Raw genomic sequence first — 26,273 nt, 5'->3', positions numbered from 1 at the left:
CTCCACGGCGCGCCGACATAAATAAAACAAAGACGATGAGGCTTTACCCGTGGACAAGATTCTTCACCAACCACTGGGCGGCAACGAAATGCCGCGCTTCGGCGGCATCGCCACCATGCTCCGACTCCCCCATGTACCGACCGCTGCCGGCCTGGACGCTGCCTTTGTTGGCGTGCCACTGGACATCGGTACTTCGCTGCGCCCCGGCACCCGCTTCGGGCCACGCGACATCCGCACCGAATCGGTGATGATCCGCCCGTACAACATGGCCACTGGCGCTGCGCCGTTCGACTCGCTGTCGGTGGCCGACATCGGTGACGTGGCGATCAACACCTTCAATCTGCTCGACGCCGTGCGCATCATCGAAGAAGCCTACGACAACATCCTCGAGCACAACGTGATCCCGATGACCCTGGGCGGCGACCACACCATCACCCTGCCGATCCTGCGGGCGATTCATAAAAAGCACGGCAAGGTCGGTCTGGTGCACATCGATGCCCACGCTGACGTCAACGATCACATGTTTGGTGAGAAGATCGCCCACGGTACGACCTTCCGTCGCGCCGTCGAAGAAGGTCTGCTGGACTGCGACCGCGTGGTGCAAATCGGTCTGCGCGCGCAGGGTTACACCGCTGACGACTTCAACTGGAGCCGCGATCAAGGTTTCCGCGTCGTACAAGCCGAAGAGTGCTGGCACAAGTCGCTGGCTCCGCTGATGGCCGAAGTGCGCGAGAAAGTCGGCGGCGGTCCGGTGTACCTGAGCTTCGACATCGACGGTATCGACCCGGCCTGGGCGCCTGGCACCGGCACCCCGGAAATCGGTGGTCTGACGACCATTCAGGCGATTGAAATCGTCCGTGGCTGCCAAGGCCTCGACCTGATCGGTTGCGATCTGGTAGAAGTCTCGCCCGCTTATGACACCACCGGCAACACCTCGCTGCTGGCCGCCAACCTGCTGTACGAAATGCTCTGCGTACTGCCTGGCGTGGTCCATCGCTGAGGGTCGGGTCATGAACGAACGTGATCAGGTTTTGCAAGCGGCTGCCGATCTGGTGGCCGCCTTCGCCCGTAACGATCGCGAAGCTTACTTCGGCGCGTTCAGCGCCGATGCGAGTTTCGTCTTCTACACCCTCGAACAGCCGCTGCTGTCGCGCGATGCCTATCAGGCCTTGTGGGACAGCTGGCGCGCCGAGGATGGCTTCGAGGTGCTTGCGTGCACCTCGAGCAACGCCTTTGTCAGCCTGCAGGGTGACGTGGCGATTTTCATCCATGACGTGGCCACCGAGCTGCGCATGCAAGGGGAGCAACACTTCAGCCAGGAGCGCGAGACGATTGTTTTCAAGAAACAAGCGTCGAGCCTAGAACAACAAGGCCATTGGCTGGCCTGCCACGAACATTTGTCCGCAATGCCGGAAGGGCTGCCATCCCCTTAGCCAAAACAGGTGACGCCTCACGCACGATGAGGCGCGCCTTTATGATCGGAGCAGATCATGAATAACAACAACAACGACCAAAGCCTTACGCAAATTGAAACCCACGGGGTCGAACAGATCCCGGACCACGAACGCAGCGCAGGCCCGACGGACTTGTTCCGGATGATCTTCGGTGGTTCGAATACCTTTGCCACCGCCGTGCTCGGCAGTTTCCCGGTGCTGTTCGGTCTGTCTTTTCAGGCCGGCGTCTGGGCGATTGTGTCGGGCGTGCTGCTCGGCTCGCTGATCCTCGCACCGATGGGCCTGTTCGGCCCGCTCAACGGCACCAACAATGCCGTGTCGTCCGGTGCGCACTTCGGCGTGCACGGGCGGATCGTCGGTTCGTTCCTGTCGCTGTTGACCGCCATCGCGTTTTTCTCGCTCTCGGTGTGGAGTTCGGGGGATGCGCTGATCGGTGGTGCGAAACGCCTGATCGGCTTGCCGGAAACCGACCTGACTCTGGGCCTGGCCTACGGTCTGATCGCGATCCTGGTGCTGACCGTGTGCATCTACGGCTTCCGCTTTCTGCTGTGGGTGAACAAGATCGCGGTGTGGAGCGCCAGCCTGTTATTCCTGCTGGGCATCTTTGCCTTCGCCGGTCCTTTCGACGCGCATTACGCGGGCACCGTCAGCCTCGGTCAGCCGGGCTTCTGGGCCGCGTTCATCGGCGCCGCGCTGGTGGCGATGAGCAACCCGATTTCCTTCGGTGCGTTCCTCGGTGACTGGTCGCGCTACATCCCGCGTGACACCTCCAAGCAACGGATCATGGCGGCGGTGGTGCTATCGCAGATCGCCACGTTCATCCCGTTCCTGTTCGGCCTGACCACCGCGACCATCGTCGCGATCAAGGCGCCGGACTACATCGCGGCGAACAACTATGTCGGCGGTTTGCTCGCTGTGTCGCCGAGCTGGTTCTTCTTGCCGGTGTGCCTGATCGCGGTGATCGGCGGCATGTCCACCGGCACTACCTCGCTGTATGGCACCGGGCTGGACATGTCCAGCGTGTTCCCGCGTGTTCTCTCGCGAGTGAAAGCGACGCTACTGATCGGCGTGCTGTCGATTGCCTTCATCTTCATCGGCCGCTTTGCGGCGAACCTGGTGCAGAGCGTGTCGACTTTCGCCGTGCTGATCATCACCTGCACCACGCCATGGATGGTGATCATGATCATCGGTCTGTTGGTGCGCCGCGGCTTCTACTGCCCGGATGACCTGCAAGTGTTCACCCGTGGCGAACAGGGCGGACGCTACTGGTTCAGCCACGGCTGGAACTGGCGTGGTCTGGGCGCATGGATCCCGAGCGCGGTGGTCGGTTTGTGCTTCGTCAATCTGCCGGGGCAATTCGTTGGCCCGCTGGGTGAAATGGCCGGTGGCATCGACATCAGCTTGCCGGTGACTCTGGGCCTGGCCTCGGTGGTGTACCTGACGCTGCTAAGCCTGTTCCCGGAACCGCGCGAAGTGTTCGGCCCGAAGGATGCACGTAGCCAAATCCTGGAAAAACCTGAACTGCGCCAGACCGCCTGACGCAGATCCCTGTAGGAGCGAGCCTGCTCGCGAAAGCGATCTGTCAGTCACATCTTTGTTGAATGTGCTGACGCCTTCGTCGGATCGCCGCCCGGAGCAGGCTCGCTCCCACAGTGGGCAGCATTGCTGAACCAAATTTGTTTCACCATAAAAAAGACAATCGGAGACACGCCATCATGGCTTTGGATTTATTCGTCGTCCTCATCTACGCCGCCGGCATGCTCTTGCTCGGCTATTTCGGCATGCGCAAGGCCAAGACCAACGAGGACTTTCTCGTCGCCGGTCGCAACCTCGGCCCAAGCCTGTACATGGGCACCATGGCCGCGACCGTACTCGGTGGCGCGTCCACCGTCGGCACCGTGCGTCTGGGTTACGTGCACGGCATCTCCGGTTTCTGGCTGTGCGCAGCCCTCGGTTGCGGCATCGTCGCGCTGAACCTGTTCCTCGCCAAACCGCTGCTGAAACTGAAGATCTACACCGTTACCCAGGTCCTCGAAAAACGCTACAACCCGATGGCCCGCTCGGCGAGTGCGGCAATCATGCTCGCCTATGCATTGATGATCGGCGTGACCTCGATTCTGGCGATCGGCACCGTGCTGCAAGTGCTGTTCGATCTGCCATTCTGGGTGTCGGTACTCGTCGGTGGTGGCGTCGTGGTGATCTACTCGGCGATCGGCGGCATGTGGTCGCTGACCCTCACCGACATCGTCCAGTTCATCATCAAGACCGTGGGCCTGATGTTCATCCTGTTGCCGATCTGCCTGTACCGCGTCGGCGGCTGGGACGAACTGGTGCTGAAACTGCCGGCGACCGCCTTCAGCTTCACCACCATCGGCTGGGACACGATCATCACCTACTTCATGATCTACTTCTTCGGCATCCTGATCGGTCAGGACATCTGGCAACGGGTGTTCACCGTCAAGACCGCGAAAGTCGCGCAATACGCCGGCAGCATCGCGGGCATCTACTGCATCCTCTACGGCCTGGCCTGCGCGCTGATCGGCATGGCTGCACACGTGCTGATCCCGGATCTGGACAACGTCAACAACGCCTTCGCCGCCATCGTCAAACTGTCGCTGCCGGACGGCATCCGTGGTCTGGTGATCGCTGCGGCACTGGCGGCGATGATGTCCACCGCCAGCGCCGGCCTCCTTGCCGCGGCCACTACTCTGACTGAAGACCTGCTGCCGAAACTGCGTGGCGGCAAACAGTCGAGCCTGGGCATCAACCGTCTGTTCACTCTGCTGACCGGCATCGTTGTACTGGGTATCGCGCTGGTGGTGAATGACGTGATCAGCGCCCTGACCCTCGCTTACAACCTGTTGGTGGGCGGCATGCTGATCCCGCTGATCGGCGCGATTTTCTGGAAACGCGCGACCACCGCCGGCGCCATTGCCTCCATGGGTCTGGGTTTCGCCACTTCGCTGCTGTTCATGTTCAAGGACGGTCTGGATGCCAACACGCCGATCTACTACAGCCTCGGCGCAGGTCTGGTGAGTTTTGTGGTCGTCAGCCTGTTCTCCCCTCGCCCGGCAACCGTGGCGAGTGCGATCTAAGCTCTGATGTAACGACTTGATGCTTTCTTCGACGGGTGTGGCACGGGCGTGTCCTCCCTTATTTCCTGCACCGCGTTGCGCCTAAAAGCGAGCCAGGCAAGGCGCAGTCCGTAGGTAAGGGTTGTTCCTTGCCAAGGACTGCAACGCAGCCTGGCTCGCTTTTAGGCACAACCCGGAGGGCCGGAGCTGATGTCGTGCAGGGCTGCGTTGCTCGGAGCTTATTTGGAAAAACCAAACTACGCTCCTCGCGCCTTGCCCTGCACGACATCAGATCCGGCGCGGTGCAGGAAATAAGGGAGGACACGCCCACTTGCCACACCCGTTTTTTTCGTCTGGAGAAAAGTGAATATGAAGATCGTTTCGCGCGATCAGTGGTTTGAAGTGCAACACTTGAGCGATGGCATTCGGCTGATCCATGAGCCGTATATTCGGCCGTTCTACCGCTGCAACCTGTGGCATGTGCAAGGCCGCGACAAAGACCTGTTGCTCGATAGCGGCTCAGGACTGGTCAGCCTGCGCGAGCAGTTGCCATGGATCACCGAGCGGCCATTGATGGCGGTGGCCAGCCATTGCCATTTCGACCATATCGCCGGGCATCATGAATTTGCTGAACGGCTGGTGCACCCGGCCGAGGCGGACATTCTGGCGGCGCCGAATGGCGAGAATGATCTGAGCCGCGCATTCGTTGGCGATGACATGTTCGAGGCGCACCCGGACTGCCCGTTGTGCTACGCCGAATACCGGGTCAAAGCCGCGCCGGCCACCGGGTTTGTCGAGGACGGCGATGTGCTGGATCTGGGCAATCGCACGCTGCAAGTGCTGCACACACCGGGACATTCGCCGGGCGGCATCAGCCTGTATGAAGCGGCCACTGAAACCCTGTTCAGCGGCGACATCATCTACGACGGGCCGCTGATCGAAGACGCCTACCACTCCAATCTTGAGGATTACGCCAGCAGCCTGCGACGTTTGCAGGCGTTGCCGATTCGCACGGTGCATGGCGGGCATTTCGGCAGTTTTGCCGGCGAGCATTTGCGCTCGATGATTGACCAATGGTTGCGCGGCCACGCCTGAGGCCTGCTTCACTCAAGCAGAACAACCATCAGAAAAATCTGTCATGAGAAGAGCTGCCGTGCGTGCCGCCGTGCACCGATATATCCAGCGTTTGCTGGAAACCCGCGAATTCAACGACAACACCAGCCTGGTGCAACTGGGGCTGGAGAAAGCCGACATCGAAGATTTGATCTTTCATCTGGAAGATGAATTCGGACTGACGGCGTTCACCGCCGAGGAAGACCGCATGCTCAAGACCGCGAAGACTGCGAATGACTTGAGCCGGTTCTTGCTTGAGATTGGCCGGCACTGAAAGCAAAAGATCGCAGCCTTCGGCAGCTCCTGCATTGATTCGTGCAGGAGCTGCCGCAGGCTGCGATCTCTTGATCTTGAATCCTGTGATCTCGGATCGGTGGCGTTACCGGCGCCGTTGTTGACGGCGACGCTGCTCGTCATCGGTGCGGATCGGGACAGGCTGCAGAGGCGGTTCGATCAAGCCGAGGGCAACACCCAAGTCGTGTAGCCAGTTTTGAATTTTCTCTTTCATCGTCATGCCCCCTTCAGGGTGGTGCTGAGCGGCCGGAATTCTGAGGCCGCTTCGCACTGATAATAGTCCGAAGTCCTACGCAATGCTCGGCCAAATCCGCAATGATCTGTTACTGAATTGAACAGAATTCGCCGGCATTGGTTCAGGCTGTTTCGCGGGTTTCGATCTGAGCCGCAGGATAGACAGCTTGCTGCACCTCGACCCAGGCATTGAGGTTGGCGCCGACCATGCCTTTGCGCCACATGAGCCACGTTGTCGCACCCACGAATGGCTCGGCCAACGGGTGCGCCGCGACGCTCTCGCGACCCGGCAGACTGGCAAGCATCGACTCCGCCATCAACGCCACGCCGCTGCCGGCGATCACGCAGGCGAGCATGCCCTGATACGACTCGATTTCCATCGCCCGGCCCATCGCTGCGTGATAGTGGGCGTACCAGGCCTCCAGGCGCATGCGATAGGAACAGCCCTGACGGAAGGTGAACACCGAACGCCCTTCGACATCCTTGGCACTGCGCACGGGCGGATGATCGGTTTCGGTAATCAGCACCAGCCGCTCTTCACACAACGGCACACCGTCGAGTCCGGCCAGTTCCAGCGGGCCATCGACCAGCGCCGCATCGAGTCGACCGGTAAGCAGACCTTCGAGCAACTCGCCACTCGGCGCCGACTGCACCTGCAGGTTCACCGCCGGGTATTGCTTGTGATAACGCGCGAGCAACGCCGGTAAATGGATCGCCGCCGTGCTGTACATGGTGCCGAGGACAAAATCCCCCGCCGGCTGCCCGCCCATCACCGCCGCACTGGCCTGATCGCGTAACGCAAACAACTTGCCGGTGTAGTCCAGCAGAACTTTTCCCGCAGGCGAAAGCTGCAAACGCTGACGCTCACGGACGAAAAGTTCGACACCCAACTGTTCTTCCAGCTGTTTAAGCCGCGTCGACAGATTGGAAGGCACCCGGTGCAAGCGTTCGGCGGCGCGGGTGATCGAACCTTCCTCGGCAACGGCCTGAAAGATCCGCAATTGGCTGAACTCCACAAGCTTTCTCCATAACAGAACAAGTTACTCACTATTATTCAATTTTAAAGAAAGTCAATCAGTCCTAGCCTGACGGTCATTGATCGTTCATAGGAATCCCGACCATGTCGCCCCTGATTCGCTTATCCGCTTGTTTCGTAGCCCTGATGATGGCCATGGGCATCGGTCGTTTCGCCCTCACGCCACAAATGCCGCACCTGCTCAGCGAAGGTCAGTTCGACCTGACGGCCGCCGGTCTGATCGCTGCGGCCAACTACCTCGGTTACCTGCTCGGTGCGGTGGATGCGATGTTTGCGCATCGCCCGCAGCAGGTGCAGCGACGCCTGCACGGCGGCTTGTGGCTGTGTGTTTTGCTGACGCTGGCGTCGTTTTGGGCCACGGGCTTTTGGTCGCACTTGGTGCTGCGCTTCGGCACCGGGGTGGCGAGTGCCTGGGTGCTGGTGATGATCACGTCTTTAAGCCAGCCACTGGCAGCGGCAGCGGGTCGTCCACGTTTGGGCGCGTTGGTATTTGCCGGGCCTGGGCTGGGGATTTTTCTGACGGGGTTGTTGGCGCTGGTCTCCCACCTGCTCAATCAGACCTCGGCGACGCTGTGGCTGATTTACGCCGCTGCGGCACTGGTGATGATGCTCGGCGTCTGGCGCATTTTGCCGCAGCCGGTCGGTGGCTTACCGGTGGTTGTGACTGACGCCAACCCACCGACTCAAGGTATCGGCCGTCTGGCGACCATTTATGCCCTGTATGGCATCGGCTACATCATCCCCGCGACGTTTCTCTCGCAAATGGCCAACGCACAGTTCCACGGACAGTGGCAGGCGGATCTGTTCTGGCCGTGCTTTGGTCTGGCCGCCGCGCTCGGCGTGTTGCTGGTGAGCCTGCGTCGTCACGACCCCGCGACCACCCGGCATTGGTTGATGGCAACGTTATGGCTGCAAGCGGCGGGAGTATTCGCCTGCCTGCTGAGCAGCGGCCTCGGTCTGGCGCTGGGGGTCATTCTGTGTGGTACGCCGTTCCTCGCCTGCATGCAATTGGTCATGCAACGCTCACGGGAAATCGCGCCCCACGCAACGCAGCGCAACGCCGGACTGCTGACCGCGTGCTTTGCCGTCGGCCAGCTCAGCGGCCCATTACTGGCAGCATTGAGCAGCCATTTCAGCGGTGGCCTGCAACCGGCGCTGGTGATCGCCGGCAGCGGTTTGCTGATCGCCGGCGGCCTGGCGATGCAATCGACTAACGCTGGCCCAGCGCTTGGCGCAAACGCCTGCGCAGCCACTGCTCGGCGCTGACAAAGGTGATGCCGAGCAACACCAGCACGGCGCCGATGACGAAATTCACGCTCAGTTGTTCGCCCAACAGAATCACGCCGAAGGTGACGCCGAACAGCGGCGTCATGAACGAGAACACCGCCAGGTTGGCGGCCAGATAACGGCGCAGCAGCCAGAACCAGATCAGGTAGCTGAAGAACGACACCACCAGGCCCTGGAACAGCACGCTGGCCACCGCTACGGGCGTCAGGCTGACATGGGTGATCTGACCACTGAACAAGGCGATCAACAGCAGGCCGACAAAGCCGACCATCAATTGATAGAACAGGGTCAATGTCACCGGGGCTTCCGACAGTCGCGAGGCACGAACGACCACGGTGGTGGCCCCCCAACAGGCGCCGGCCAATATGCCGAAGGCATCGCCGAGCAGCATACGCCGGTCGAGGTTGTCCCACGACACACCGCCGGCGAAGGCGATTGCGATACCGATGAACGCCAGTAGGATCCCCAGCCACTGCAACGGCCGCAGGCGCTCGCTGGCCAAAAGAAAATGCACGCCCAACGCGGTAAAAATCGGCGCGGTGTAGAGGAAGACCGACATGTGCGCGGCGGTGGTCAGTTGCAAACCTTCAGCAATGAAGAAAAACTCCAGACCGAACAGCGCACCGGCCAGCAAACCGCCGCGCCAAGTAACGCCGACCTGGTCCCAGCCGCCCCTCCAGCAGATCAGCAAGCCGACCAGCAGTGCGGAAATCCCCGAGCGCGCCGCCGCTTGCATCACGGGTGCAATGTCTGGCGCGGCCCACTTGATCATTACTTGCTGCACGCCCCAGATCAGGCACAAGCCGATCATCACCTGCAAGGCAAAACGGTCGGCATTGCGCCGCTCGCTACTCACCGCAACACCTCGAACACACACAACATGGCAGGCCATCCAATGGTCAGAAATCAGTGTCGAGGATTATCAATCAGTCGGGCGGAAAAAGCCGTCTGGAAAAGACATTTTGTGCTTCAGTGGCGTCAGCGCTGAATGGCTGTCGGCTGCGCCGCCAATCGCGAGCAGGCTCGCTCCTACAGTTGATCGCGTTCCCCGGTAGGAGTGAGCCTGCTCGCGATGGCGTCAGTTCAATCGACGCGGGTCAGCGATCAGCTCCAGCAAACCGCCTCGCCAGCAAAAACCCGACAGCACAGGCGACCGCCGTGGCAAACGTGCCCCACGCCCAATCCATCAGCGTCACCTGCACCGACCAGCCACGCAACGTCGCCCAATTGGTCAGGTCGTACGTGCCATACGCCACCAGCCCCAGCAACGCGCCCCGCTTCGCCGCCCATTGCCATGTCACGGCCGGCAGCACCACAAACACCACACAACCGAAAACATACAGGCAATAAAAAACCGCTGCCGGAACCAGCAGCGGTTTATCGAGCATCAGCGGACCGAGCAGTTCGCGATAGGTCGGCGCCATCAACAGGCCGAGCCAGATGCCGTCGAGCAGCAGAAACGCAATCAGCGTCGCAACATAGGCAACCAGAGTTTTCTTCATAACACCCGCCCTCATGTAGGAGCTGCCGCAGGCTGCGATCTTTTGACTTTGTTTTTAAAAGACAAGATCAACAGATCACAGCCTGCGGCAGCTCCTACATGGGGCCAGCGGTGGCTCAGGTTAGTTCAATGCGATCGGCGTGGATAACGATCTTGCCTTCCTTGTACAGCGCACCGATGGCCTTCTTGAAGTTGCCTTTGCTGACGCCGAACAGGCTGCTGATCAGCGCCGGATCGCTCTTGTCGCTGACCGGCAGCGTGCCGCTGTTATCACGCAACTTGGCGAGGATCTTCGAGTTGAGGCTGCTGGCCGCTTCCTGGCCAACCGGTTGCAGGCTCAGGGCAATTTTGCCGTCGGCGCGCACTTCCTTGATGTAGCCCTTCTCGCTCATGCCGGCGCGCATGAACTTGAAGATTTCGTTCTTGTGGATCAAACCCCAATGCTTGTTGTTGATGATCGCCTTGAAGCCCATGTCAGTGGCTTCGGCAACCAGCAGATCAACTTCCTGACCCAGGCTGTAGTTCGCCGGGGTCTTGTCGAGGTAGCGATCCAGACGCGCAGTGGCGGTGATGCGGCGGGTGTGCTTGTCGAGGTAGACGTGCACCACGCAATATTCACCGGCAGTCATCTGCCGTTTTTCTTCGGAGTACGGCAGCAACAGGTCTTTCGGCAAACCCCAATCGAGGAACACGCCGATGCTGTTGACTTCAACAACTTTCAGGCTGGCAAATTCACCGACCTGAACTTTTGGTTTTTCAGTGGTAGCGAGAAGTTTGTCTTCGCTGTCCAGATAAACAAATACGTTGAGCCAGTCTTCATCTTCGCTGGGAATATCTTTAGGGATATAACGGTTGGGCAAAAGAATCTCGCCATCGGCACCGCCGTCCAGATATAAACCGAAGTTAGTGTGTTTAACCACTTGCAAACTGTTGTAACGCCCGACTAAAGCCATTTCCAGAACCCTCATTGCGTGGGCGGCATTCTACCCGTTTTTGCCTGCGACGTCGGGCGGTAGATCGGCGGTTGCCGGGAATTCTGCGCAACGCCTTGATTTTCCTTGATCTGCGCCGCACCGGGTGCCACTCGTCAGTCGGCTGTGCGCCCTCGCGGCATATCGCCACACCGCTGAAATCCATTAATCTTCTTATTTAAAACAGCAGGTTAGCCAAGTATTTCGAATATTGAATCGAGCATACTGCAGTGCAGCGCTAGGTTATTCCCGGGGATATTTACCAAGCAATTGTCAAGTTATTCCTGTACGATGCCTGGCCGAGTTACTTTTCTACAGGTTAATGGCCGCCATGCGTGTAAAAGCATCCACCAGCAAAGCAAAGCCAGCTCCAGCCGTTGAAACCAGCGAATCGATCAACGATCAGATCGCAGCGTTCCTCAAGTCCGGCGGCGAGATCCAGCAAATTGCCAAAGGCGTCAGTGGCCAGACGTTCGGCCCGTCCAAGCAGATCAGCCTGGGCAAGAAGTAACACCCGGTTTTACCCCCGTCCAGAGGCGCTTTGAGCTTCGAAGCGCCTGGACTGGCACCGCGAAACACCCTCCCCGCTTTAAACAAATCAAATACCAAAAATTCTGAAAATCGACGAACGGCCATCAATGCCGAACATTCGCCGGTATCCTTGCACGCGTCTGGATCAAGCGTTTCAGCAGGCCCGCCGTCCTGCACTCGCTGTTCATGGAGTGACGCATGCGCAAAACATCCTGTTTATTACTCGTTGGCCTGCTGGCCGGTCCAACCGCGCACGCGCAAGTTTTCCAGCGTGAAATGGGCGACTTCGACCTCAAGCTCGGCACCACGCCAACGCGCAGCATGGCCCAAGGCCTGGTCAAACCCTCGGCGGCCGGGTCGTTTCATGGCGGCCTCGATCTGAGCCACGACAGCGGCCTCTATGTCGGCCAATACGCGCCGAGCATGGGCATCACGCCGGGCAAGAATCTCGAAATCGATTCCTACGTCGGTTTTAAACAACCCTTCGATCAAACCCTCGGCTACGAAGTCGGCATGATCCATTACAGCTATCCCAGCGTGGAAACCCTCGACAGCCAGGAGCTGTTCGGTGGCCTGACCCTGCTTGGCAGTCGTTTCGGCGTGGCATTGAGCAACGACCCGGATAAGCAGAACAACACCTTGTTTGCCGATCTTGGCGGCAATCAGCCGTTCGGCATCGGCGTCAGCATGAAATACACCACCCACCAATTGAACAAACCGGTGGCCGTGGACGGTGGTTATGTCAGCAGTTTCACCGATTGGTCAGTACAACTGTCGCGGCCGTTCATGGGTGTCGACCTTGACCTGATCTACAGCAACTCCAGCCTCAGCGGCAGCGATTGCTCGGCCTACTCCGGGCACAACAGCCAGTGCGACGGTCTCGTCACCCTCAAGGCCGAACGCGCATTCTATTGATCGGCTGAACTGCCGCGCGCATCCTGCATCACATAAGAATCAGACTCCCGAAGCCAGGCCATGCAAGGATTCGCTCATGTCTCGCTGGTTCAAACACATTGCCGCACTGTTGGTCTTCACCCTCGCCCTCGGCGCCTGCAGCCGAGTCGGCCTGGCTTATCGCAATCTCGACGTGATCATTCCGTGGACGCTCGGCGACTACCTGGACATGAACGGCGAGCAGAAAGACTGGTTCAACGAACGGCTCAAGGATCACCTGAGCTGGCATTGCACCACGCAATTACCGGGCTATCTGGACTGGCTGGATCGCTTGCAGACCATGGTCGAAACCAATCAGGTCACCGATGCCGCGCTACAGGCGCGCACCGTCGAAGCCAAGCAAGCGATTGCGCAAACGGCGAAGGAAATCACGCCTTCGGCCATCGAATTATTGCAAGGTCTGGATGACAAGCAAGTGGCCGAGATGAATGAGGCGTTTGCCAAGGATCTGCGCAAGCGTCAGCAGGAGTACCTGAAACCACCGCTTGATCAACAGATTGCCGAGCGTGGCGCGCGCATGGTCAAGCGCCTCAACGATTGGCTTGGGCCATTGAGCGCCACACAAGAGCAGCGGGTCATGGCGTGGTCGACCGCCCTGGGCGATCAGTACACCCAATGGATTGCCAACCGGGCCCATTGGCAGAAGCAGTTCAGTGCGGCTGTAGCGCAACGCAAAAGTCTCGAATTCCCACAGAGAATCGAGACCCTTCTGGTCAATCGCGAGAGTTTATGGACAGCGGATTACCGCAAGGCCTTCGCCGATACTGAGGCGCAGGGACGCTCGCTGGCGGTTGATCTGATGGCTGAGAGCTCGCCGCAACAGCGCCAGCGGTTGTTGAAGAAGATCGAGGGTGTGCGTAAAGACTTCAACGACCTCAAATGCCTCAAAGCCGCGAAGCAGAACTAGAAACAAAGATCGCAGCCTTCGGCAGCTCCTACAGAGATCGGTGTAGGAGCTGCCGAAGGCTGCGATCTTCTGCTTTCAGAGCCTCAGGCGATCTGGGCCTTCGAAGCCACTTCATCAAACGTCGCCTCGGCCAGCGGATCGTCCTGTTCATCCAGCACCTCACGCGGATGATCATTGCCGGGAATGCTGCTGTCTATCAGGCTCAACAGGCTGGAACCGCGAGGCGTCAGCACAAAATTGTTGCCGGTGCTGCCCTCTTCATCCGGACGCGGTGCGATGTAGCCACGCAACAACAGCAAGCGTTCATAGTCGCAAGCCAGCGTTTTCAGATGATCAAGGTTCTCGATCGGCTCGCCGGCGCTGGCTTTTTCCGCCGCATAGTCTTCGGCGTAAGCCCGAGGGGCAAAACTGTGGCCGGCGCTGTTTTGCACTTCATGCAGCAAGCGCTCAATCAAATCCCAGTTATAAGTCGTCATCCTGATTCAACCTCCGGTGCGCGTGATTTATGGCGCGTTCATAGGTTGTGACCGGAGCCGCTCGCAGCCGTTCAGCCGCATGTTGCGCGACCACCGACCGGCGGTCTGTCGATTTCCCGCAGGGTTAAACGACTAGTCTGAAACAGACGGTTTCAACCCCGCAGGAGAAATCATCATGAACGTTGAGAATCATCCGGTGGTATCGCGCGAAGAATGGCTCGCCGCCCGTAAGCAACACCTCGCTCACGAGAAAGCCTTCACCAAGGAACGCGACCGCCTCAGCGCAGAACGTCGCGCGCTGCCATGGCTGAAAGTCGAAAAGGATTACCATTTTCAAGGCCCGAACGGCGAACTGAAACTCGCCGACCTATTCGGTAAACACAGCCAGTTGATCGTTTACCACTTCATGTTTGCCAAGGATTGGGAGGAAGGTTGTCAGGGCTGCTCTTTCCTCAGTGACCATATCGATGGCGCCAACCAGCATCTGGCGCATCACGACATTGCGCTGGTGGCTGTGTCCCATGCGCCATTCAACGAGTTTCAGGCGTTCAAACAACGGATGGGCTGGAAATTCGACTGGGTGTCGTCAGAAGGCTGCGACTTCAACTATGACTTCGGCGTGTGTGCCCGTGCCGACGATGTCGCGGCGGGAACGGCTACCTACAACTACGAAAAAACTGACAGCGCCGAGGAAGAAATGCCCGGGCTGAGCGTGTTTTATCGCGACGCAAATGGCGACATCTTCCACACCTATTCAACGTATGCACGTGGTCTCGACATGCTGGTCGGTGCCTACAACTATCTCGACCTCACGCCCAAGGGCAGGAATGAAGACGAGATCATGGAATGGGTTCGGCATCATGATCGATATGACGGGCAAACCCGATCCAGCTGCTGCCATGGCGACTGAACTTTTCGCAGCAAAAAGGCCTCAACCGGTTAACCCGCCTTAACCGGAACTGAGGCCCTCCCCATGAAAACCCTGATCAAGCTCACTCTCGCCGCCACTCTTGCCTGCGCCTTGCCCGTCTGGGCCTGTACGCCGGAAGAGGCCACCGCCAAACGCGAACAACTGGCCAAGGAAGTTGCCAAGCTCACCGAACAGAATCCGGCCAAGGCCAAGGAGATCAATGCCGAGTTGCAGAAGATGGATCTGGGTACGGCCAGTGCGGATCTGCCGGATAAATGCCAGTTGATTGATCAGCGGTTGAAAGAACTCGGTACGGCCGAGAAGAAAACCGAAAGTTAAAAACAAAAGATCGCAGCCTGCGGCAGCTCCTACGCCGATCACCGTAGGAGCTGCCCAGGCTGCGATCTTTTGCTCATGAAAATGCACAAATGCATTTATTTATTTGCATAAACGCATAACCCGTCTACGGTTACATCGAGCAAGGAGATCGGCAACCGCCATCGGAGATGGCAACCCTCAAGCGCCGATCGCTCGGCAACACCCTTACAAGCGGGACGCTTGTTTTCATTCATGGAGGATTGAAAAAATGTTAACCACTGAAGCAAGACCCTATACCAGCGAATCACTGCCAAGGTGCCTCATCGGTCATCTGCTCGACCCACAACTGGTCGAAGTCGAAGCGGCAGAACACGCCAGCGCTTTTGCCGCTGGCAGCCTCAACTTCAGCATGCAGCAACAGACCCAGACCAACTGGTGCTGGGCCGCCGTTTCCGCCTCGGTCGGCAACTATTACGGCACCGGCAACTGGACTCAGTGCGGTGTGGCCAGCACTCAGCTCGACCGCAACTGCTGCAATCAGCCAGGGCCGTGCAACGTCTACGGCTATCTGGACTCGGCCCTGCAAACCACCCGCAGCTACAACGGTATGAATCAGGGTTCGCTGCAGATGTCGGCGATCCAGAACCAGATCAGCATGGGCCGCCCGGTCGGCCTGCGCTGTGCCTGGTACGGCGGCGGTGCGCATTTCCTGACGATCTACGGCACCAACGGCGATTACGTGCTGGTCGCGGACTCGATCTACGGTTATTCGACCCGTGCGCTGAATGCCTTTCCCCGTGCCTACAATGGCGGCGGCAACTGGACTCACACTTACTTCACGGTAAAAAATTAGGAGGGCGACATCATGCAACTGACTTATCCAAAGGCGCCTTCCAACGGCGTACAGACCTTGCGCCCGGCCCTGCAAGCCGCGCTGCAAACCCCGGGTTTTGGCGCCAGTCGCCAGTTCGCCAACGCTGTACCGGCGAAAATCAGCCTCAGCGAAGCCTACCGTGGCTATTCGCTCAGCCTGGATGACCTGAGCCAAGGCAAAGGCCTGAAAGACGCACGAATCGGCGACTGGCATTACCTGGTCTTTGCCGACGGCGTGACGATTGCCGATGCGCAATTGGCCGAGGTGCGCGGGCATGTCGAATTCGCCTCGCTGAATCACGGCGATCACGCCGCTGCTACGGTGAGTGCGCTGAAACTGGCAGAACAAGCGCCGCAACTTCAAGGCAAGAGCGTCGAGTTGCGTGTGCTGTTTGTCTCAGCCCTGCACGTTGTAGCGATCTGGCTGCATGCTGACGGTGAGGACGTGCTGATCCCGATCGAGCCGACGCCCAAGGAGTTGGCGGTTACCGGGTTGTACAGCGAAGCAACACTTCTCGGCGCATTGAAACCGGCAGCGGATCAAGCCAAGCGGCGCTTTGACGCCGACACCAGTGGCCAGCTCGGCAACTGATGGACGAAAAAAAACCCGGACATTGTCCGGGTTTTTCATGCACGCCTGAAACGCTTTACTCAGCCGCAGGCTCTGCTGGCTTGCGGCGCTTCAGCGGGGCCATGCCGTCGCTGCTCACCAACGAATCCGGCTTCGGACGGTTGGCGCTCTTGCGCTTGGTCGGCGTCTTCGCGGCGGTTTTCTTCTTGTCGCCCTTGGCGTCGGTCTTTTTCTTCTTCACGCCGACGGCCTTGCCCGAGGCCTTGACCTTTTTCGGTCCGCCGTAGGTGCCTTTGACTTCCTTGATGGTGCGGCGCTCGAAGCTCTGCTTCAGGTAGCGCTCGATGCTCGACATCAGGTTCCAGTCGCCGTGGCAGATCAGCGAGATCGCCAGACCATCGTTACCGGCGCGGCCAGTACGGCCGATGCGGTGCACGTATTCGTCGCCGCTGCGTGGCATGTCGAAGTTGATCACCAGATCCAGACCATCGACGTCCAGGCCACGGGCCGCAACGTCGGTGGCAACCAGAATCTTCACGCCGCCCTGCTTCAGACGGTCGATCGCCAGTTTGCGATCCTTCTGGTCTTTCTCACCGTGCAACACGAACGCTTTGTATTCCTGAGCCACGAGGCGGCCGTAGATGCGGTCGGCCATGGCGCGGGTGTTGGTGAAGACGATGGCCTTCTGATAAGTCTCGTTGGCCAGCAGCCAGTTCACAATCTGCTCTTTGTGCTGATTGTGGTCGGCGGTGATGATTTGCTGACGGGTGGTCGAGTTCAGTTGGCTGACCGCGTTGAGCTGCAAGTGCTCAGGGTTGTTCAGCACCTTGCCGATCATGTCGCGCAGACCGGAACCACCGGTGGTGGCGGAGAACAGCATGGTTTGCTGACGGTTCGGGCATTCGTCGACCAGACGCTGCACGTCTTCGGCAAAACCCATGTCGAGCATGCGGTCGGCTTCGTCGAGTACCAGCACTTCGACTTCTTTCAGGTCGAGGTTGCCGGCGTTGAGTTGCTCGATCATCCGGCCCGGGGTGCCGATGAGGATGTCCGGCACTTTGCGCAGCATCGCGGCCTGGACCTTGAAGTCTTCACCGCCGGTGATCAGGCCGGACTTGATGAAAGTGAACTGCGAAAAGCGCTCAACTTCCTTCAGCGTCTGTTGGGCCAGTTCGCGGGTCGGCAGCAGGATCAGCGTCTTGATGCTGACGCGAACCTTGGCCGGGCCGATCAGGCGATTGAGGATCGGCAGAACGAAAGCGGCGGTTTTGCCGCTACCGGTTTGCGCCGTCACCCGCAGATCACGCCCTTGGAGCGCCAGCGGGATGGCCGCGGCTTGCACAGGCGTTGGCTCGACAAATTTCAGCTCGGCCACAGCTTTAAGCAGGCGTTCGTGCAGGGCGAATTGGGAAAACACGGGTGCTACCTCGAAGATATGCAAAAAAACAGCTGCATAGGTTACCGGTTTCGAGCGCTCAGGCCGAGTTTCTTTGTGCAAACGGACGTAATCAGTGGCTTTTTTGTTGCTCGATTTGTCTCCAACGGTAATACACGGCGTCTTAAATGCTCTAATCGCCCATCGCGTCTTACAGAAGAATCGTTGCTCATATGGATTTCAAACAGCTCTGGCTCAACGCCCAAGACCTCTGGGGCACCCTCGAACAGCATCCGCTTTTGCAGGCGGGGCTCGCGCTGACGGTGTTATTGGTGATCGCGCTGTTGCTCGGACGAGTGGCGCGCTATCTGATCCTGCACGCCAGCCGCATGCTCGGCCGCCAGCCGGCGCTGCACTGGATCAATGACTTTCGCCACAACAAAGTGTTTCAGCGTCTGGCGCAGATGACGCCGTCGCTGGTCATTCAGTTCGGCTTGCATCTGGTGCCGGAACTGAGCAAAACCGCCATGACCTTCCTCGGTAATGTGGCGCTGTCGTTCACCATTCTGTTCTTGTTGCTGGCAGTCAGCGCCCTGCTCAACGCCCTGCTCGACATCTATGCACGCACCGAACACGCCCGTACGCGCTCAATCAAGGGCTATGTGCAACTGGCGAAAATGGTCTTGTACGTGTTCGGCGCAATCATCATCGTTGCCACGCTGATCGACCGCTCGCCGCTGTTGCTGCTCTCCGGTCTGGGTGCCATGTCGGCGGTGATTCTGTTGGTCTACAAGGACACCCTGCTGTCGTTTGTCGCCAGCGTGCAGTTGACCAGCAACGACATGCTGCGGGTCGGCGACTGGATCGAGATGCCGCAAGTCGGCGCCGACGGCGATGTGGTCGACATCACCCTGCACACGGTCAAGGTGCAGAATTTCGACAAGACCATCGTCTCGATCCCGACCTGGCGGTTGATGTCCGAGTCGTTCAAGAACTGGCGCGGCATGCAGCAATCCGGCGGGCGCCGAATCAAGCGCAGCGTGTTCATCGACGCCAGCGGCGTGCGTTTCATCCGTGATGACGAGGAAGAAAAACTCTCGCAAGTGCACCTGCTGACCGACTACATGAGCCGCAAAAAAGCCGAGCTCAAGGCATGGAACGAGGCCCAGGGTAATGTCGCGGCGATGTCGGCCAACCGGCGGCGCATGACCAACATCGGGACCTTCCGCGCGTATGCACTGGCGTATCTGAAGAGTCATCCAGAGATTCAGCCGAACATGACCTGCATGGTGCGGCAGATGCAGACCACGGCGCAGGGCATTCCGCTGGAGATCTACTGCTTCACCCGCACCACGGCGTGGGCCGATTACGAGCGGATTCAGGGGGATATTTTTGATTATCTGCTGGCGGTGTTGCCGGAGTTTGGCTTGAGCCTGTATCAGCAGCCGAGTGGCGGGGATTTGCGGTCGGGGTTGTTGCCGGCGGTGCTCGGCGCGGCGAGCATTCCCGAGCCGCAGAAGCACCTCATGTAAAACACAATTCCCCTGTAGGAGCTGCCGAAGGCTGCGATCTTTAGACTTTAAAGATCAAAAGATCGCAGCCTTCGGCAGCTCCTACAGGGGTTATGCGGTGCGGCGGATGCCCAGTCGACTAATCCATACGGCAGCGAGGATGACGCTGCCACCAAGGAACAACCTGCCCAATTCCTCATGCTGATTCCAGATCAGCAGATTCAGCAGCAATCCCACCGGCACATGCAGGTTGTTCATCACCGCCAGCGTGCCGCCGTTGACCATGCACGCGCCTTTGTTCCACCAGTACATGCCCAGCGCGGTCGAGACCAGACCGAGGAACAGCAGCACGCCCCACTGCAGCGGCGCTTCCGGCAGGAAATTCGCTTTGCCGAACATCAGGAATGCCGGCAGCACCACCGCCAGCGCGCCGAGGTAGAAGAAGCCGAAACGCCGGTAATGCGGCAGATCGCTCGGGTGCCTGGCTACCAGGTGTTTGTACATCACTTGCCCTGCGGCGTAGGTGAAGTTGGCCAGTTGCAGCAGCAAGAAGCCCATGAAGAAGTCCGGGCTGATGCTGTCGAAGCGAATCACTGCCGCGCCGCCCACCGCCACTAGCGCGGCGATCAGCGCCCACGGATTGAAGCGCCGGTTCAGCGCATCTTCGATCAACGTCACGTGCAACGGCGTGAGGATGGTAAACAGCAACACCTCCGGCACGGTCAGCACGCGGAAGCTCAGGTACAGGCAGACGTAGGTCACGCCGAACTGCAACGCGCCGATCACCAGCATGCCGCGCATGAACGAAGGTTCGACCGAGCGCCAGCGGGTCAGCGGGATAAACACCAGCCCGGCCAGCACCACGCGCACCAGCACCGCGAAGTAACTGTCGACATGACCGGCCAGGTATTCGCCAATCAGACTGAAGGAAAACGCCTGGATCAGCGTGACAAAAAGTAGATAGCCCATGCTCGCCCCTAATTTGAATGGCGGCGACGATAGCGGTTTTTCCACCCTGCAACCAACAAAAATCCCCCTGTAGGAGCTGCCGCAGGCTGCGATCTTTTGATGTTGATTTTAAAAAAAAACAAGATCAAAAGATCGCAGCCTGCGGCAGCTCCTACAGGGGATCGGTGAGTTACGGGCAAAAAAAAGCCCGATCTCGCTAATGCGTTCAATCGGGCTACAGCACTCAGGAGCAACAAGTGCAAAGGGAGGTTCGATGCGCGTAGAGCCTTGAAGGGGTTGCGCCAGGTCACTTAAACAATCGGCGATTATCTGGCGATTAACATATCAAGCGACCTGGGACAGCTTGGCGTTGGCCTGATTGAGGCCCTTCTCCTGGAAGTCGCCACCGAGGTTCATGCCTTCGGCGTGAATGAACGTCACGTCGTTGATACCGATGAAGCCCATGACCTGGCGCAGGTACGGTTCCTGATGATCAGCCGGGCCGCCGGCGTAGATGCCGCCGCGAGCGGTGAGCACGTAGGCACGCTTGCCGCTGAGCAGGCCTTGCGGGCCGGTTTCGGTGTACTTGAAGGTCACGCCGGCACGCAGCACGTGGTCGAGCCAGGCCTTGAGGGTGCTCGGGATGGCGAAGTTGTACATCGGCGCGGCCATCACCAGCACGTCGGCAGCGAGCAGTTCATCGGTCAGTGCGTTGGAGCGATCCAGCGACGCTTGTTCGCTGTCGTTGCGCTGTTCGGCAGGTTTCATCCAGCCACCCAGCAGGTTGCTGTCCAGATGCGGTACCGGATTCACGGCGAGGTCACGCACGGTGATCTGATCGGCCGGGTGCGCCGCTTTCCACTGACTGATGAAGGTCTGGGTCAGTTGACGGGAAACCGAGTCTTGCTGGCGGGCGCTGCTTTCGATGATCAGAACGCGGGACATGGTGTGTAGCCTCCATCCGAGAATGTTGTAGGTCGATGGAGTGAAGGTTAAACAGTGCCGCCTCGATGAAAAAGCGCAAATAATTGCTGCAAAGCATCGAATAATTCGTTTAGATGCACCTGAAACCTGTGGGAGCGAGCCTGCTCGCGATAGCGGTGTATCAATCTGACACACCGCTATCGCGAGCAGGCTCACTCCTACAAGGGATCGATCGTTACTTCGGGGTGCAGGTCAGCTTGATGCGCAGCTTGATAATTTCGCGAGTGAACTTGGCCGTGGCGTTTTTATGTTTGCCTGCCGGTACGTCGATGGTGCGAGTGCGTGGCGCCTCGGGGCCATTGCTGAAAACGGCCTTGCACACTGCATCGACATCGCCGTAGTTGGCCACCCGGATCGAGCCGATGTCGTTATCGGTGTCGAAGGTTTCGTAATCGATTTTCATGCCATTGAGATCTTTCTGCACATCGATCGGGTACGCAAAAGCAGTCAGCGGCAGCAACGCCAGCACCACACAACAGAATTTTTTCATTCGGCAGTCTCCATGAAGGACGGCCAGCTTAGGACAAGAGGAGCTATTGATGAAAGCGCCCCGCGTGACCCTGGATCAATGGCGAACATTGCAGGCCGTGGTCGACCACGGCGGATTCGCCCAGGCCGCCGAGGCCTTGCACCGTTCGCAATCGTCGGTGAGTTACACCGTCGCCCGCATGCAGGACCAACTCGGCGTGCCGCTGCTGCGGATCGACGGGCGCAAAGCCGTGCTCACCGAAGCCGGCGGCGTATTGCTGCGCCGCTCGCGGCAACTGGTGAAACAGGCCAGCCAACTGGAAGACCTTGCCCATCACATGGAGCAAGGCTGGGAGGCCGAGGTGCGGCTGGTAGTCGATGCGGCGTATCCGAGCGCGCGGATCGTGCGCGCGTTGACCGCGTTCATGCCGCAGAGTCGTGGTTGCCGGGTTCGCTTGCGTGAAGAGGTATTGTCCGGCGTCGAGGAAGTGTTGCTCGAAGGCGTGGCCGATCTGGCGATCACTGGCCTGAGCATTCCCGGCCACCTCGGGGCGGAATTGAGCGACGTCGAGTTCATCGCCGTCGCCCACCCCGATCACCCGCTGCACCGGCTCAATCGCGAACTGAGCTTTCAGGATCTGGAAACCCAGATGCAAGTGGTCATCCGCGACTCCGGCCGCCAGCAGCCCCGCGACGTTGGCTGGCTCGGCGCCGAACAGCGCTGGACCGTGGGCAGTCTCGCCACTGCCGCAACCTTTGTCAGCAGCGGTCTGGGCTTTGCCTGGCTGCCCCGGCACATGATTGAACGAGAACTGAAAGATGGCTCGCTCAAGCTGCTACCGTTGGATAGGGGCGGCACTCGCAATTCCAGCTTCTACCTGTATTCGAACAAGGACAAACCCTTGGGTCCGGCCACGCAAATCCTCATCGAACTGCTACGCACCTTCGATACGTTACCTCTGGATGCGCCGTACGCCGCCCCCGAACAAGCCTGACACGGAGTTCACCGATGGCCTATTTCGAGCACGATGGTTGCAACCTGCACTACGAGGAATATGGCCACGGTACGCCGTTGCTGCTGGTTCACGGGCTCGGTTCAAGCACGCTGGACTGGGAAATGCAGATCCCGGCACTGGCCGCGCACTATCGGGTGATCGTCCCGGATATTCGCGGCCACGGTCGCTCGGACAAGCCACACGAGCGCTACAGCATCGCTGGATTCAGCGCTGACATGCTTGCACTCATCGAGCATTTGAACCTTGGCCCGGTGCACTACGTCGGGCTGTCGATGGGCGGCATGATCGGCTTCCAGTTCGGCGTCGATCAGCCGCAACGGCTCAAGAGCCTGACCATCGTCAACAGCGCACCGGAGGTCAAATTACGCAGCCGCGACGATTTTTGGCAGTGGTTCAAACGCTGGAGCCTGATGCGCGTGCTCAGCCTCGCGACCATTGGCAAAGCCCTTGGCGGCAAACTTTTCCCGAAACCCGAACAAGCCGGTCTGCGGCAGAAAATGGCCGAACGCTGGGCAAAAAACGACAAACGTGCTTATCTCGCCAGCTTCGATGCGATTGTTGGCTGGGGCGTTCAGGAACGACTTTCCCGGGTGACCTGTCCAACGCTCGTCATCAGCGCCGACCGTGATTACACACCGGTGGCATTGAAAGAAACCTATGTAAAACTGCTGCCGAATGCGCGGCTGGTGGTGATCGCCGATTCGCGCCACGCCACCCCGCTCGATCAACCCGAACGCTTCAATCAAACGCTGCTGGAGTTCCTCGCCGCAGCCGAAATTCAATCTCAGGATCACTGACCCATGCTGAAAAAACTCGCCCTCGCCGCTGGCACCGTGCTGTTTGCCGCCAACCTGATGGCTGCCACGCCGGTCAAAGCACCGCACGTGCTGCTGGACACAACCAACGGTCAGATCGAAATCGAACTGGATCCGGTCAAGGCACCGATCAGCACCAAGAATTTTCTGGATTACGTCAACAGCGGTTTCTACACCAACACCATTTTCCACCGCGTGATCCCGGGCTTCATGGCTCAGGGCGGCGGTTTCACCCAGCAGATGCAGCAAAAAGAAACCAAGGCGCCGATCAAGAACGAAGCCAGCAATGGCCTGCACAACGTGCGCGGCACCTTGTCGATGGCGCGCACTTCCAACCCTGACTCGGCCACCAGCCAGTTCTTCATCAACGTGGCTGACAACGCGTTCCTCGATCCGGGCCGTGACGCCGGTTACGCGGTGTTCGCCAAAGTGGTCAAGGGCATGGACGTGGTCGACATCATCGTCAACTCGCAAACCACCACCAAAAGCGGCATGCAAAACGTGCCTGTAGACCCTGTGATCATCAAGTCGGCCAAAGTCATCGACTAAGCTGTACAGGGCGTATCGAGCGGCGCGGTTCAACACCGCGCCGCTCACACTGATAAAAGGAGAGCCCGGATTCCGGGCGGTTATCTGATGCTCTATCGCCGTTTCGAACAACTGATCGACGTGTTCCGCGATGCCCCCACGGCATCCCCGCCGGATCGCGTACTGCCCTTCTACACCTATTACCTCAAGCAGGTCTGGCCGAGTTTTGCCGCCCTGCTCACCGTCGGATTGTTCGGCGCCTTGATCGAAGTGGCGTTGTTCAGCTACCTCAGTCGCATCATTGACCTCGCCCAAGGCGCACCGAATCCGAACTTTTTTCACGAGCATGGCCTGGAGTTGGCCTGGATGGCCGTGGTCGCGCTGATCTTGCGCCCGGTCTTTGTCGGCCTGCACGACCTGCTGGTGCACCAGACCCTGAGTCCGAGCATGACCAGCATGATCCGCTGGCAAAACCACAGCTACGTGCTCAAGCAAAGCCTGAATTTTTTCCAGAACGACTTCGCCGGTCGTATCGCCCAACGCATCATGCAGACGGGCAACTCGCTACGCGACTCTGCGGTGCAAGCGGTGGATGCGTTGTGGCATGTGCTGATCTACGCGATCAGCTCGCTGGTGCTGTTCGCCGAGGCCGACTGGCGCCTGATGATCCCATTGCTGACGTGGATCGCCGCGTACATTGGCGCGCTCTGTTACTTCGTGCCACGGGTCAAGGAACGCTCCGTGGTGTCCTCCGATGCTCGCTCCAAACTGATGGGGCGGATCGTCGATGGTTACACCAACATCGCCACCCTGAAGCTGTTCGCCCATACCAATTACGAGCAGCAATACGCCCGCGAAGCAATCGAAGAACAGACCGAAAAAGCCCAACTGGCGGGCCGCGTTGTGACCAGCATGGACATCGCTATTACCACCATGAACGGCCTGCTGATCGTCGGCACCACGGGCCTGGCCTTGTGGCTGTGGACGCAATCACTGATCACCGTCGGGGCGATTGCCCTGGCAACCGGCCTGGTGATACGCATCGTCAATATGTCCGGCTGGATCATGTGGGTGGTCACCGGCATTTTCGAAAACATCGGCATGGTCCAGGACGGTTTGCAGACCATCTCGCAACCGGTCAGCGTCACCGATCGCGAACAGGCCAAACCGCTGGATGTAGCCCAGGGCGAAGTGCGTTTCGAGCACGTGGATTTTCACTACGGCAAGAAGAAAGGCATCATCGGCGATCTCAACCTGAACATCAGACCGGGCGAAAAAATCGGCTTGATCGGGCCGTCGGGGGCCGGTAAGTCGACCTTGGTCAACCTGCTGCTGCGTTTGTATGACGTCGAGGGCGGGCGGATTCTGATCGATGGCCAGAACATCGCCGAAGTTGGTCAGGAAAGCCTGCGCGCACGCATCGGCATGATCACGCAGGACACTTCGCTGTTGCACCGTTCGATCCGCGACAACTTGCTGTACGGCAAACCGGAGGCGACCGACGCCGAGCTGTGGGACGCGGTGCACAAAGCCCGCGCCGATGAATTCATACCGCTACTGTCGGACGCCGAGGGCCGTACCGGCTTCGACGCTCACGTGGGCGAGCGCGGGGTGAAACTGTCCGGTGGTCAGCGTCAGCGCATTGCGATTGCGCGGGTGCTGCTCAAAGACGCACCGATCCTGATTATGGACGAAGCGACCTCGGCGCTGGATTCGGAGGTCGAAGCGGCGATTCAGGAAAGCCTGGAAACCCTGATGCAAGGCAAAACCGTGATTGCGATTGCGCATCGGCTCTCGACCATTGCCCGGATGGACCGACTGGTGGTGCTGGAGAACGGCAAGATCGCCGAGAGCGGCACCCACGCTGAATTGCTGGCTCATCGCGGTCTGTATGCACGGCTTTGGGCGCACCAGACTGGAGGGTTTGTCGGCATCGACTGACCCCTCCAAGATCGTTCCCACGCTCTGCGTGGGAATGCAGCCCTTGACGCTCCGCGTCACTGGACGCGGAGCGTCCCTTGAAGCATTCCCACGCAGAGCGTGGGAACGATCACCGCCAGAGTCCGCCAACCACGGGCGCTGGCGGTTTTTTTTGGCCGCTGGAAATCCGTAAAAACCCTGCTG

At 59.2% G+C, this 26,273-nt stretch carries 29 protein-coding genes; 19 read left to right on the top strand and 10 right to left on the bottom strand.

Going from position 1 to position 26,273, the window contains the following annotated elements; translation table 11 throughout:
• Positions 1–49: 49 nt before the first annotated feature.
• The 6 genes from speB to CQ009_RS20925 all read left to right on the top strand — a co-directional run bounded on the left by speB (position 50) and on the right by CQ009_RS20925 (position 5,915).
• Positions 50–1,000, top strand: a complete 951-nt coding sequence (speB, locus tag CQ009_RS20950) for an agmatinase (protein WP_003222717.1) — start codon at positions 50–52, stop codon at positions 998–1,000.
• Between the two features lie 10 nt (positions 1,001–1,010).
• A complete protein-coding gene (locus CQ009_RS20945) occupies positions 1,011–1,433 on the top strand; it encodes a nuclear transport factor 2 family protein (RefSeq protein WP_064119611.1) in 423 nt (140 codons plus the stop codon).
• A gap of 57 nt (positions 1,434–1,490) precedes the next feature.
• Positions 1,491–2,993, top strand: a complete 1,503-nt coding sequence (locus tag CQ009_RS20940) for a cytosine permease (RefSeq protein ID WP_105708532.1) — start codon at positions 1,491–1,493, stop codon at positions 2,991–2,993.
• Between the two features lie 176 nt (positions 2,994–3,169).
• Positions 3,170–4,549, top strand: coding sequence for a sodium:solute symporter (locus CQ009_RS20935; RefSeq protein WP_064388318.1), 1,380 nt, complete (start codon positions 3,170–3,172; stop codon positions 4,547–4,549).
• A 348-nt stretch (positions 4,550–4,897) separates the two neighbouring features.
• A complete protein-coding gene (locus tag CQ009_RS20930) occupies positions 4,898–5,623 on the top strand; it encodes an MBL fold metallo-hydrolase (RefSeq protein ID WP_105708530.1) in 726 nt (241 codons plus the stop codon).
• A 43-nt stretch (positions 5,624–5,666) separates the two neighbouring features.
• Positions 5,667–5,915 (top strand): phosphopantetheine-containing protein, encoded by a 249-nt coding sequence (locus tag CQ009_RS20925; protein WP_064388321.1) that lies wholly within the window; start codon positions 5,667–5,669, stop codon positions 5,913–5,915.
• A gap of 105 nt (positions 5,916–6,020) precedes the next feature.
• On the opposite strand, the gene CQ009_RS30265 is transcribed toward CQ009_RS20925, so the two are convergent.
• Together CQ009_RS30265 and CQ009_RS20920 are read right to left on the bottom strand one after the other, a co-directional pair.
• Positions 6,021–6,149: a PA1414 family protein gene (locus CQ009_RS30265; protein WP_007914492.1), complete on the bottom strand. Its 129-nt coding sequence runs from the start codon at positions 6,147–6,149 to the stop codon at positions 6,021–6,023.
• A 142-nt stretch (positions 6,150–6,291) separates the two neighbouring features.
• Positions 6,292–7,185, bottom strand: a complete 894-nt coding sequence (locus CQ009_RS20920) for a LysR family transcriptional regulator (protein WP_064388323.1) — start codon at positions 7,183–7,185, stop codon at positions 6,292–6,294.
• A gap of 104 nt (positions 7,186–7,289) precedes the next feature.
• On the opposite strand from CQ009_RS20920, the gene CQ009_RS20915 reads away from it, so the two are divergent.
• The gene (locus CQ009_RS20915) at positions 7,290–8,471 is read left to right on the top strand and encodes an MFS transporter (protein ID WP_064388325.1); all 1,182 of its coding nucleotides are present in this window, start codon (positions 7,290–7,292) and stop codon (positions 8,469–8,471) included.
• Here CQ009_RS20915 and CQ009_RS20910 read toward each other — a convergent pair.
• From CQ009_RS20910 to CQ009_RS20900, 3 genes are all read right to left on the bottom strand, one after another.
• Complete coding sequence (locus tag CQ009_RS20910; protein ID WP_064388326.1) at positions 8,416–9,348, bottom strand: DMT family transporter; 933 nt, start codon at positions 9,346–9,348, stop codon at positions 8,416–8,418. The two genes, CQ009_RS20915 and CQ009_RS20910, sit on opposite strands and share 56 nt — an antisense overlap.
• A gap of 241 nt (positions 9,349–9,589) precedes the next feature.
• Complete coding sequence (locus tag CQ009_RS20905; protein ID WP_105708527.1) at positions 9,590–9,994, bottom strand: DUF2177 family protein; 405 nt, start codon at positions 9,992–9,994, stop codon at positions 9,590–9,592.
• Positions 9,995–10,109: 115 nt separating this feature from the next.
• Positions 10,110–10,946 carry a S1 RNA-binding domain-containing protein gene (locus CQ009_RS20900; RefSeq protein WP_064388332.1) on the bottom strand — a complete coding sequence of 279 codons (837 nt, stop codon included), beginning with the start codon at positions 10,944–10,946 and terminating at the stop codon, positions 10,110–10,112.
• 340 nt (positions 10,947–11,286) lie between these two features.
• Between CQ009_RS20900 and CQ009_RS20895 the strand changes: the two genes are divergently transcribed.
• From CQ009_RS20895 to CQ009_RS20885, 3 genes are all read left to right on the top strand, one after another.
• Positions 11,287–11,475, top strand: a complete 189-nt coding sequence (locus tag CQ009_RS20895; RefSeq protein ID WP_016985943.1) for a hypothetical protein — start codon at positions 11,287–11,289, stop codon at positions 11,473–11,475.
• Between the two features lie 218 nt (positions 11,476–11,693).
• Positions 11,694–12,410: a TorF family putative porin gene (locus CQ009_RS20890; RefSeq protein ID WP_064388333.1), complete on the top strand. Its 717-nt coding sequence runs from the start codon at positions 11,694–11,696 to the stop codon at positions 12,408–12,410.
• 76 nt (positions 12,411–12,486) lie between these two features.
• Entirely contained in the window at positions 12,487–13,356 is an 870-nt protein-coding gene (locus CQ009_RS20885) for a DUF6279 family lipoprotein (RefSeq protein WP_105708524.1), read from the top strand.
• 83 nt (positions 13,357–13,439) lie between these two features.
• Here CQ009_RS20885 and CQ009_RS20880 read toward each other — a convergent pair whose 3' ends face one another.
• On the bottom strand, positions 13,440–13,832 hold the full coding sequence (locus tag CQ009_RS20880; RefSeq protein ID WP_064388337.1) for a hypothetical protein: 393 nt from the start codon (positions 13,830–13,832) through the stop codon (positions 13,440–13,442).
• Positions 13,833–14,007: 175 nt separating this feature from the next.
• Between CQ009_RS20880 and CQ009_RS20875 the strand changes: the two genes are divergently transcribed.
• The 4 genes from CQ009_RS20875 (at position 14,008) to CQ009_RS20860 (ending at position 16,525) form a co-directional block, all read left to right on the top strand.
• The gene (locus CQ009_RS20875) at positions 14,008–14,742 is read left to right on the top strand and encodes a thioredoxin family protein (protein ID WP_105708521.1); all 735 of its coding nucleotides are present in this window, start codon (positions 14,008–14,010) and stop codon (positions 14,740–14,742) included.
• A gap of 63 nt (positions 14,743–14,805) precedes the next feature.
• On the top strand, positions 14,806–15,081 hold the full coding sequence (locus CQ009_RS20870; RefSeq protein WP_105708519.1) for a hypothetical protein: 276 nt from the start codon (positions 14,806–14,808) through the stop codon (positions 15,079–15,081).
• 247 nt (positions 15,082–15,328) lie between these two features.
• Positions 15,329–15,913 carry a papain-like cysteine protease family protein gene (locus CQ009_RS20865; protein WP_064388343.1) on the top strand — a complete coding sequence of 195 codons (585 nt, stop codon included), beginning with the start codon at positions 15,329–15,331 and terminating at the stop codon, positions 15,911–15,913.
• Positions 15,914–15,925: 12 nt separating this feature from the next.
• Positions 15,926–16,525, top strand: a complete 600-nt coding sequence (locus CQ009_RS20860) for a hypothetical protein (protein WP_105708516.1) — start codon at positions 15,926–15,928, stop codon at positions 16,523–16,525.
• 55 nt (positions 16,526–16,580) lie between these two features.
• Here the strand turns inward: CQ009_RS20860 and CQ009_RS20855 are convergent, their stop codons facing one another.
• The gene (locus tag CQ009_RS20855; RefSeq protein ID WP_007914470.1) at positions 16,581–17,921 is read right to left on the bottom strand and encodes a DEAD/DEAH box helicase; all 1,341 of its coding nucleotides are present in this window, start codon (positions 17,919–17,921) and stop codon (positions 16,581–16,583) included.
• A 191-nt stretch (positions 17,922–18,112) separates the two neighbouring features.
• Here CQ009_RS20855 and CQ009_RS20850 point away from each other — a divergent pair, with 191 nt between their 5' ends.
• On the top strand, positions 18,113–19,411 hold the full coding sequence (locus CQ009_RS20850) for a mechanosensitive ion channel family protein (RefSeq protein ID WP_105708514.1): 1,299 nt from the start codon (positions 18,113–18,115) through the stop codon (positions 19,409–19,411).
• A 90-nt stretch (positions 19,412–19,501) separates the two neighbouring features.
• Here the strand turns inward: CQ009_RS20850 and CQ009_RS20840 are convergent, their stop codons facing one another.
• The 3 genes from CQ009_RS20840 to CQ009_RS20825 all read right to left on the bottom strand — a co-directional run bounded on the left by CQ009_RS20840 (position 19,502) and on the right by CQ009_RS20825 (position 21,812).
• A complete protein-coding gene (locus CQ009_RS20840) occupies positions 19,502–20,359 on the bottom strand; it encodes a carboxylate/amino acid/amine transporter (protein WP_064388349.1) in 858 nt (285 codons plus the stop codon).
• 324 nt (positions 20,360–20,683) lie between these two features.
• Entirely contained in the window at positions 20,684–21,283 is a 600-nt protein-coding gene (locus tag CQ009_RS20830) for an FMN-dependent NADH-azoreductase (RefSeq protein WP_064388351.1), read from the bottom strand.
• Positions 21,284–21,497: 214 nt separating this feature from the next.
• Complete coding sequence (locus CQ009_RS20825; RefSeq protein WP_064388352.1) at positions 21,498–21,812, bottom strand: hypothetical protein; 315 nt, start codon at positions 21,810–21,812, stop codon at positions 21,498–21,500.
• 49 nt (positions 21,813–21,861) lie between these two features.
• Between CQ009_RS20825 and CQ009_RS20820 the strand changes: the two genes are divergently transcribed.
• From CQ009_RS20820 to CQ009_RS20805, 4 genes are all read left to right on the top strand, one after another.
• Positions 21,862–22,785 (top strand): LysR family transcriptional regulator, encoded by a 924-nt coding sequence (locus tag CQ009_RS20820; RefSeq protein ID WP_008086429.1) that lies wholly within the window; start codon positions 21,862–21,864, stop codon positions 22,783–22,785.
• 14 nt (positions 22,786–22,799) lie between these two features.
• On the top strand, positions 22,800–23,603 hold the full coding sequence (locus CQ009_RS20815) for an alpha/beta fold hydrolase (protein WP_064388355.1): 804 nt from the start codon (positions 22,800–22,802) through the stop codon (positions 23,601–23,603).
• A 3-nt stretch (positions 23,604–23,606) separates the two neighbouring features.
• On the top strand, positions 23,607–24,170 hold the full coding sequence (locus tag CQ009_RS20810) for a peptidylprolyl isomerase (RefSeq protein WP_064388358.1): 564 nt from the start codon (positions 23,607–23,609) through the stop codon (positions 24,168–24,170).
• An 87-nt stretch (positions 24,171–24,257) separates the two neighbouring features.
• Positions 24,258–26,090, top strand: a complete 1,833-nt coding sequence (locus CQ009_RS20805; protein WP_064388360.1) for an ABC transporter ATP-binding protein — start codon at positions 24,258–24,260, stop codon at positions 26,088–26,090.
• Positions 26,091–26,273: the final 183 nt, after the last annotated feature.

The sequence above is a fragment of the Pseudomonas sp. MYb2 genome (assembly GCF_002979955.1).
In the GTDB taxonomy this organism is placed as follows: Bacteria; Pseudomonadota; Gammaproteobacteria; order Pseudomonadales; family Pseudomonadaceae; genus Aquipseudomonas.
The sequence above is the reverse complement of the archived record's forward strand: the minus strand, read 5'-3'. Positions and strand labels throughout refer to the sequence as shown.

Excerpts from the sequence above, each read along its gene's own strand:
- CQ009_RS20935 (WP_064388318.1), top strand. The coding sequence starts at position 3,170 with ATGGCTTTGGATTTATTCGTCGTCCTCATCTACGCCGCCGGCATGCTC.
- CQ009_RS20895 (WP_016985943.1), top strand. The coding sequence starts at position 11,287 with ATGGCCGCCATGCGTGTAAAAGCATCCACCAGCAAAGCAAAGCCAGCT.
- CQ009_RS20890 (WP_064388333.1), top strand. The coding sequence starts at position 11,694 with ATGCGCAAAACATCCTGTTTATTACTCGTTGGCCTGCTGGCCGGTCCA.
- CQ009_RS20940 (WP_105708532.1), top strand. The coding sequence starts at position 1,491 with ATGAATAACAACAACAACGACCAAAGCCTTACGCAAATTGAAACCCAC.
- CQ009_RS20945 (WP_064119611.1), top strand. The coding sequence starts at position 1,011 with ATGAACGAACGTGATCAGGTTTTGCAAGCGGCTGCCGATCTGGTGGCC.
- CQ009_RS20925 (WP_064388321.1), top strand. The coding sequence starts at position 5,667 with ATGAGAAGAGCTGCCGTGCGTGCCGCCGTGCACCGATATATCCAGCGT.
- CQ009_RS20900 (WP_064388332.1), bottom strand. The coding sequence starts at position 10,946 with ATGGCTTTAGTCGGGCGTTACAACAGTTTGCAAGTGGTTAAACACACT.
- CQ009_RS20905 (WP_105708527.1), bottom strand. The coding sequence starts at position 9,994 with ATGAAGAAAACTCTGGTTGCCTATGTTGCGACGCTGATTGCGTTTCTG.
- CQ009_RS20875 (WP_105708521.1), top strand. The coding sequence starts at position 14,008 with ATGAACGTTGAGAATCATCCGGTGGTATCGCGCGAAGAATGGCTCGCC.
- CQ009_RS20825 (WP_064388352.1), bottom strand. The coding sequence starts at position 21,812 with ATGAAAAAATTCTGTTGTGTGGTGCTGGCGTTGCTGCCGCTGACTGCT.
- CQ009_RS20815 (WP_064388355.1), top strand. The coding sequence starts at position 22,800 with ATGGCCTATTTCGAGCACGATGGTTGCAACCTGCACTACGAGGAATAT.
- CQ009_RS20915 (WP_064388325.1), top strand. The coding sequence starts at position 7,290 with ATGTCGCCCCTGATTCGCTTATCCGCTTGTTTCGTAGCCCTGATGATG.
- CQ009_RS20850 (WP_105708514.1), top strand. The coding sequence starts at position 18,113 with ATGGATTTCAAACAGCTCTGGCTCAACGCCCAAGACCTCTGGGGCACC.
- CQ009_RS20885 (WP_105708524.1), top strand. The coding sequence starts at position 12,487 with ATGTCTCGCTGGTTCAAACACATTGCCGCACTGTTGGTCTTCACCCTC.
- CQ009_RS20870 (WP_105708519.1), top strand. The coding sequence starts at position 14,806 with ATGAAAACCCTGATCAAGCTCACTCTCGCCGCCACTCTTGCCTGCGCC.
- CQ009_RS20820 (WP_008086429.1), top strand. The coding sequence starts at position 21,862 with ATGAAAGCGCCCCGCGTGACCCTGGATCAATGGCGAACATTGCAGGCC.
- CQ009_RS20880 (WP_064388337.1), bottom strand. The coding sequence starts at position 13,832 with ATGACGACTTATAACTGGGATTTGATTGAGCGCTTGCTGCATGAAGTG.
- CQ009_RS20860 (WP_105708516.1), top strand. The coding sequence starts at position 15,926 with ATGCAACTGACTTATCCAAAGGCGCCTTCCAACGGCGTACAGACCTTG.
- CQ009_RS20930 (WP_105708530.1), top strand. The coding sequence starts at position 4,898 with ATGAAGATCGTTTCGCGCGATCAGTGGTTTGAAGTGCAACACTTGAGC.
- CQ009_RS30265 (WP_007914492.1), bottom strand. The coding sequence starts at position 6,149 with ATGAAAGAGAAAATTCAAAACTGGCTACACGACTTGGGTGTTGCCCTC.
- CQ009_RS20810 (WP_064388358.1), top strand. The coding sequence starts at position 23,607 with ATGCTGAAAAAACTCGCCCTCGCCGCTGGCACCGTGCTGTTTGCCGCC.
- CQ009_RS20865 (WP_064388343.1), top strand. The coding sequence starts at position 15,329 with ATGTTAACCACTGAAGCAAGACCCTATACCAGCGAATCACTGCCAAGG.
- CQ009_RS20830 (WP_064388351.1), bottom strand. The coding sequence starts at position 21,283 with ATGTCCCGCGTTCTGATCATCGAAAGCAGCGCCCGCCAGCAAGACTCG.
- CQ009_RS20805 (WP_064388360.1), top strand. The coding sequence starts at position 24,258 with ATGCTCTATCGCCGTTTCGAACAACTGATCGACGTGTTCCGCGATGCC.
- CQ009_RS20840 (WP_064388349.1), bottom strand. The coding sequence starts at position 20,359 with ATGGGCTATCTACTTTTTGTCACGCTGATCCAGGCGTTTTCCTTCAGT.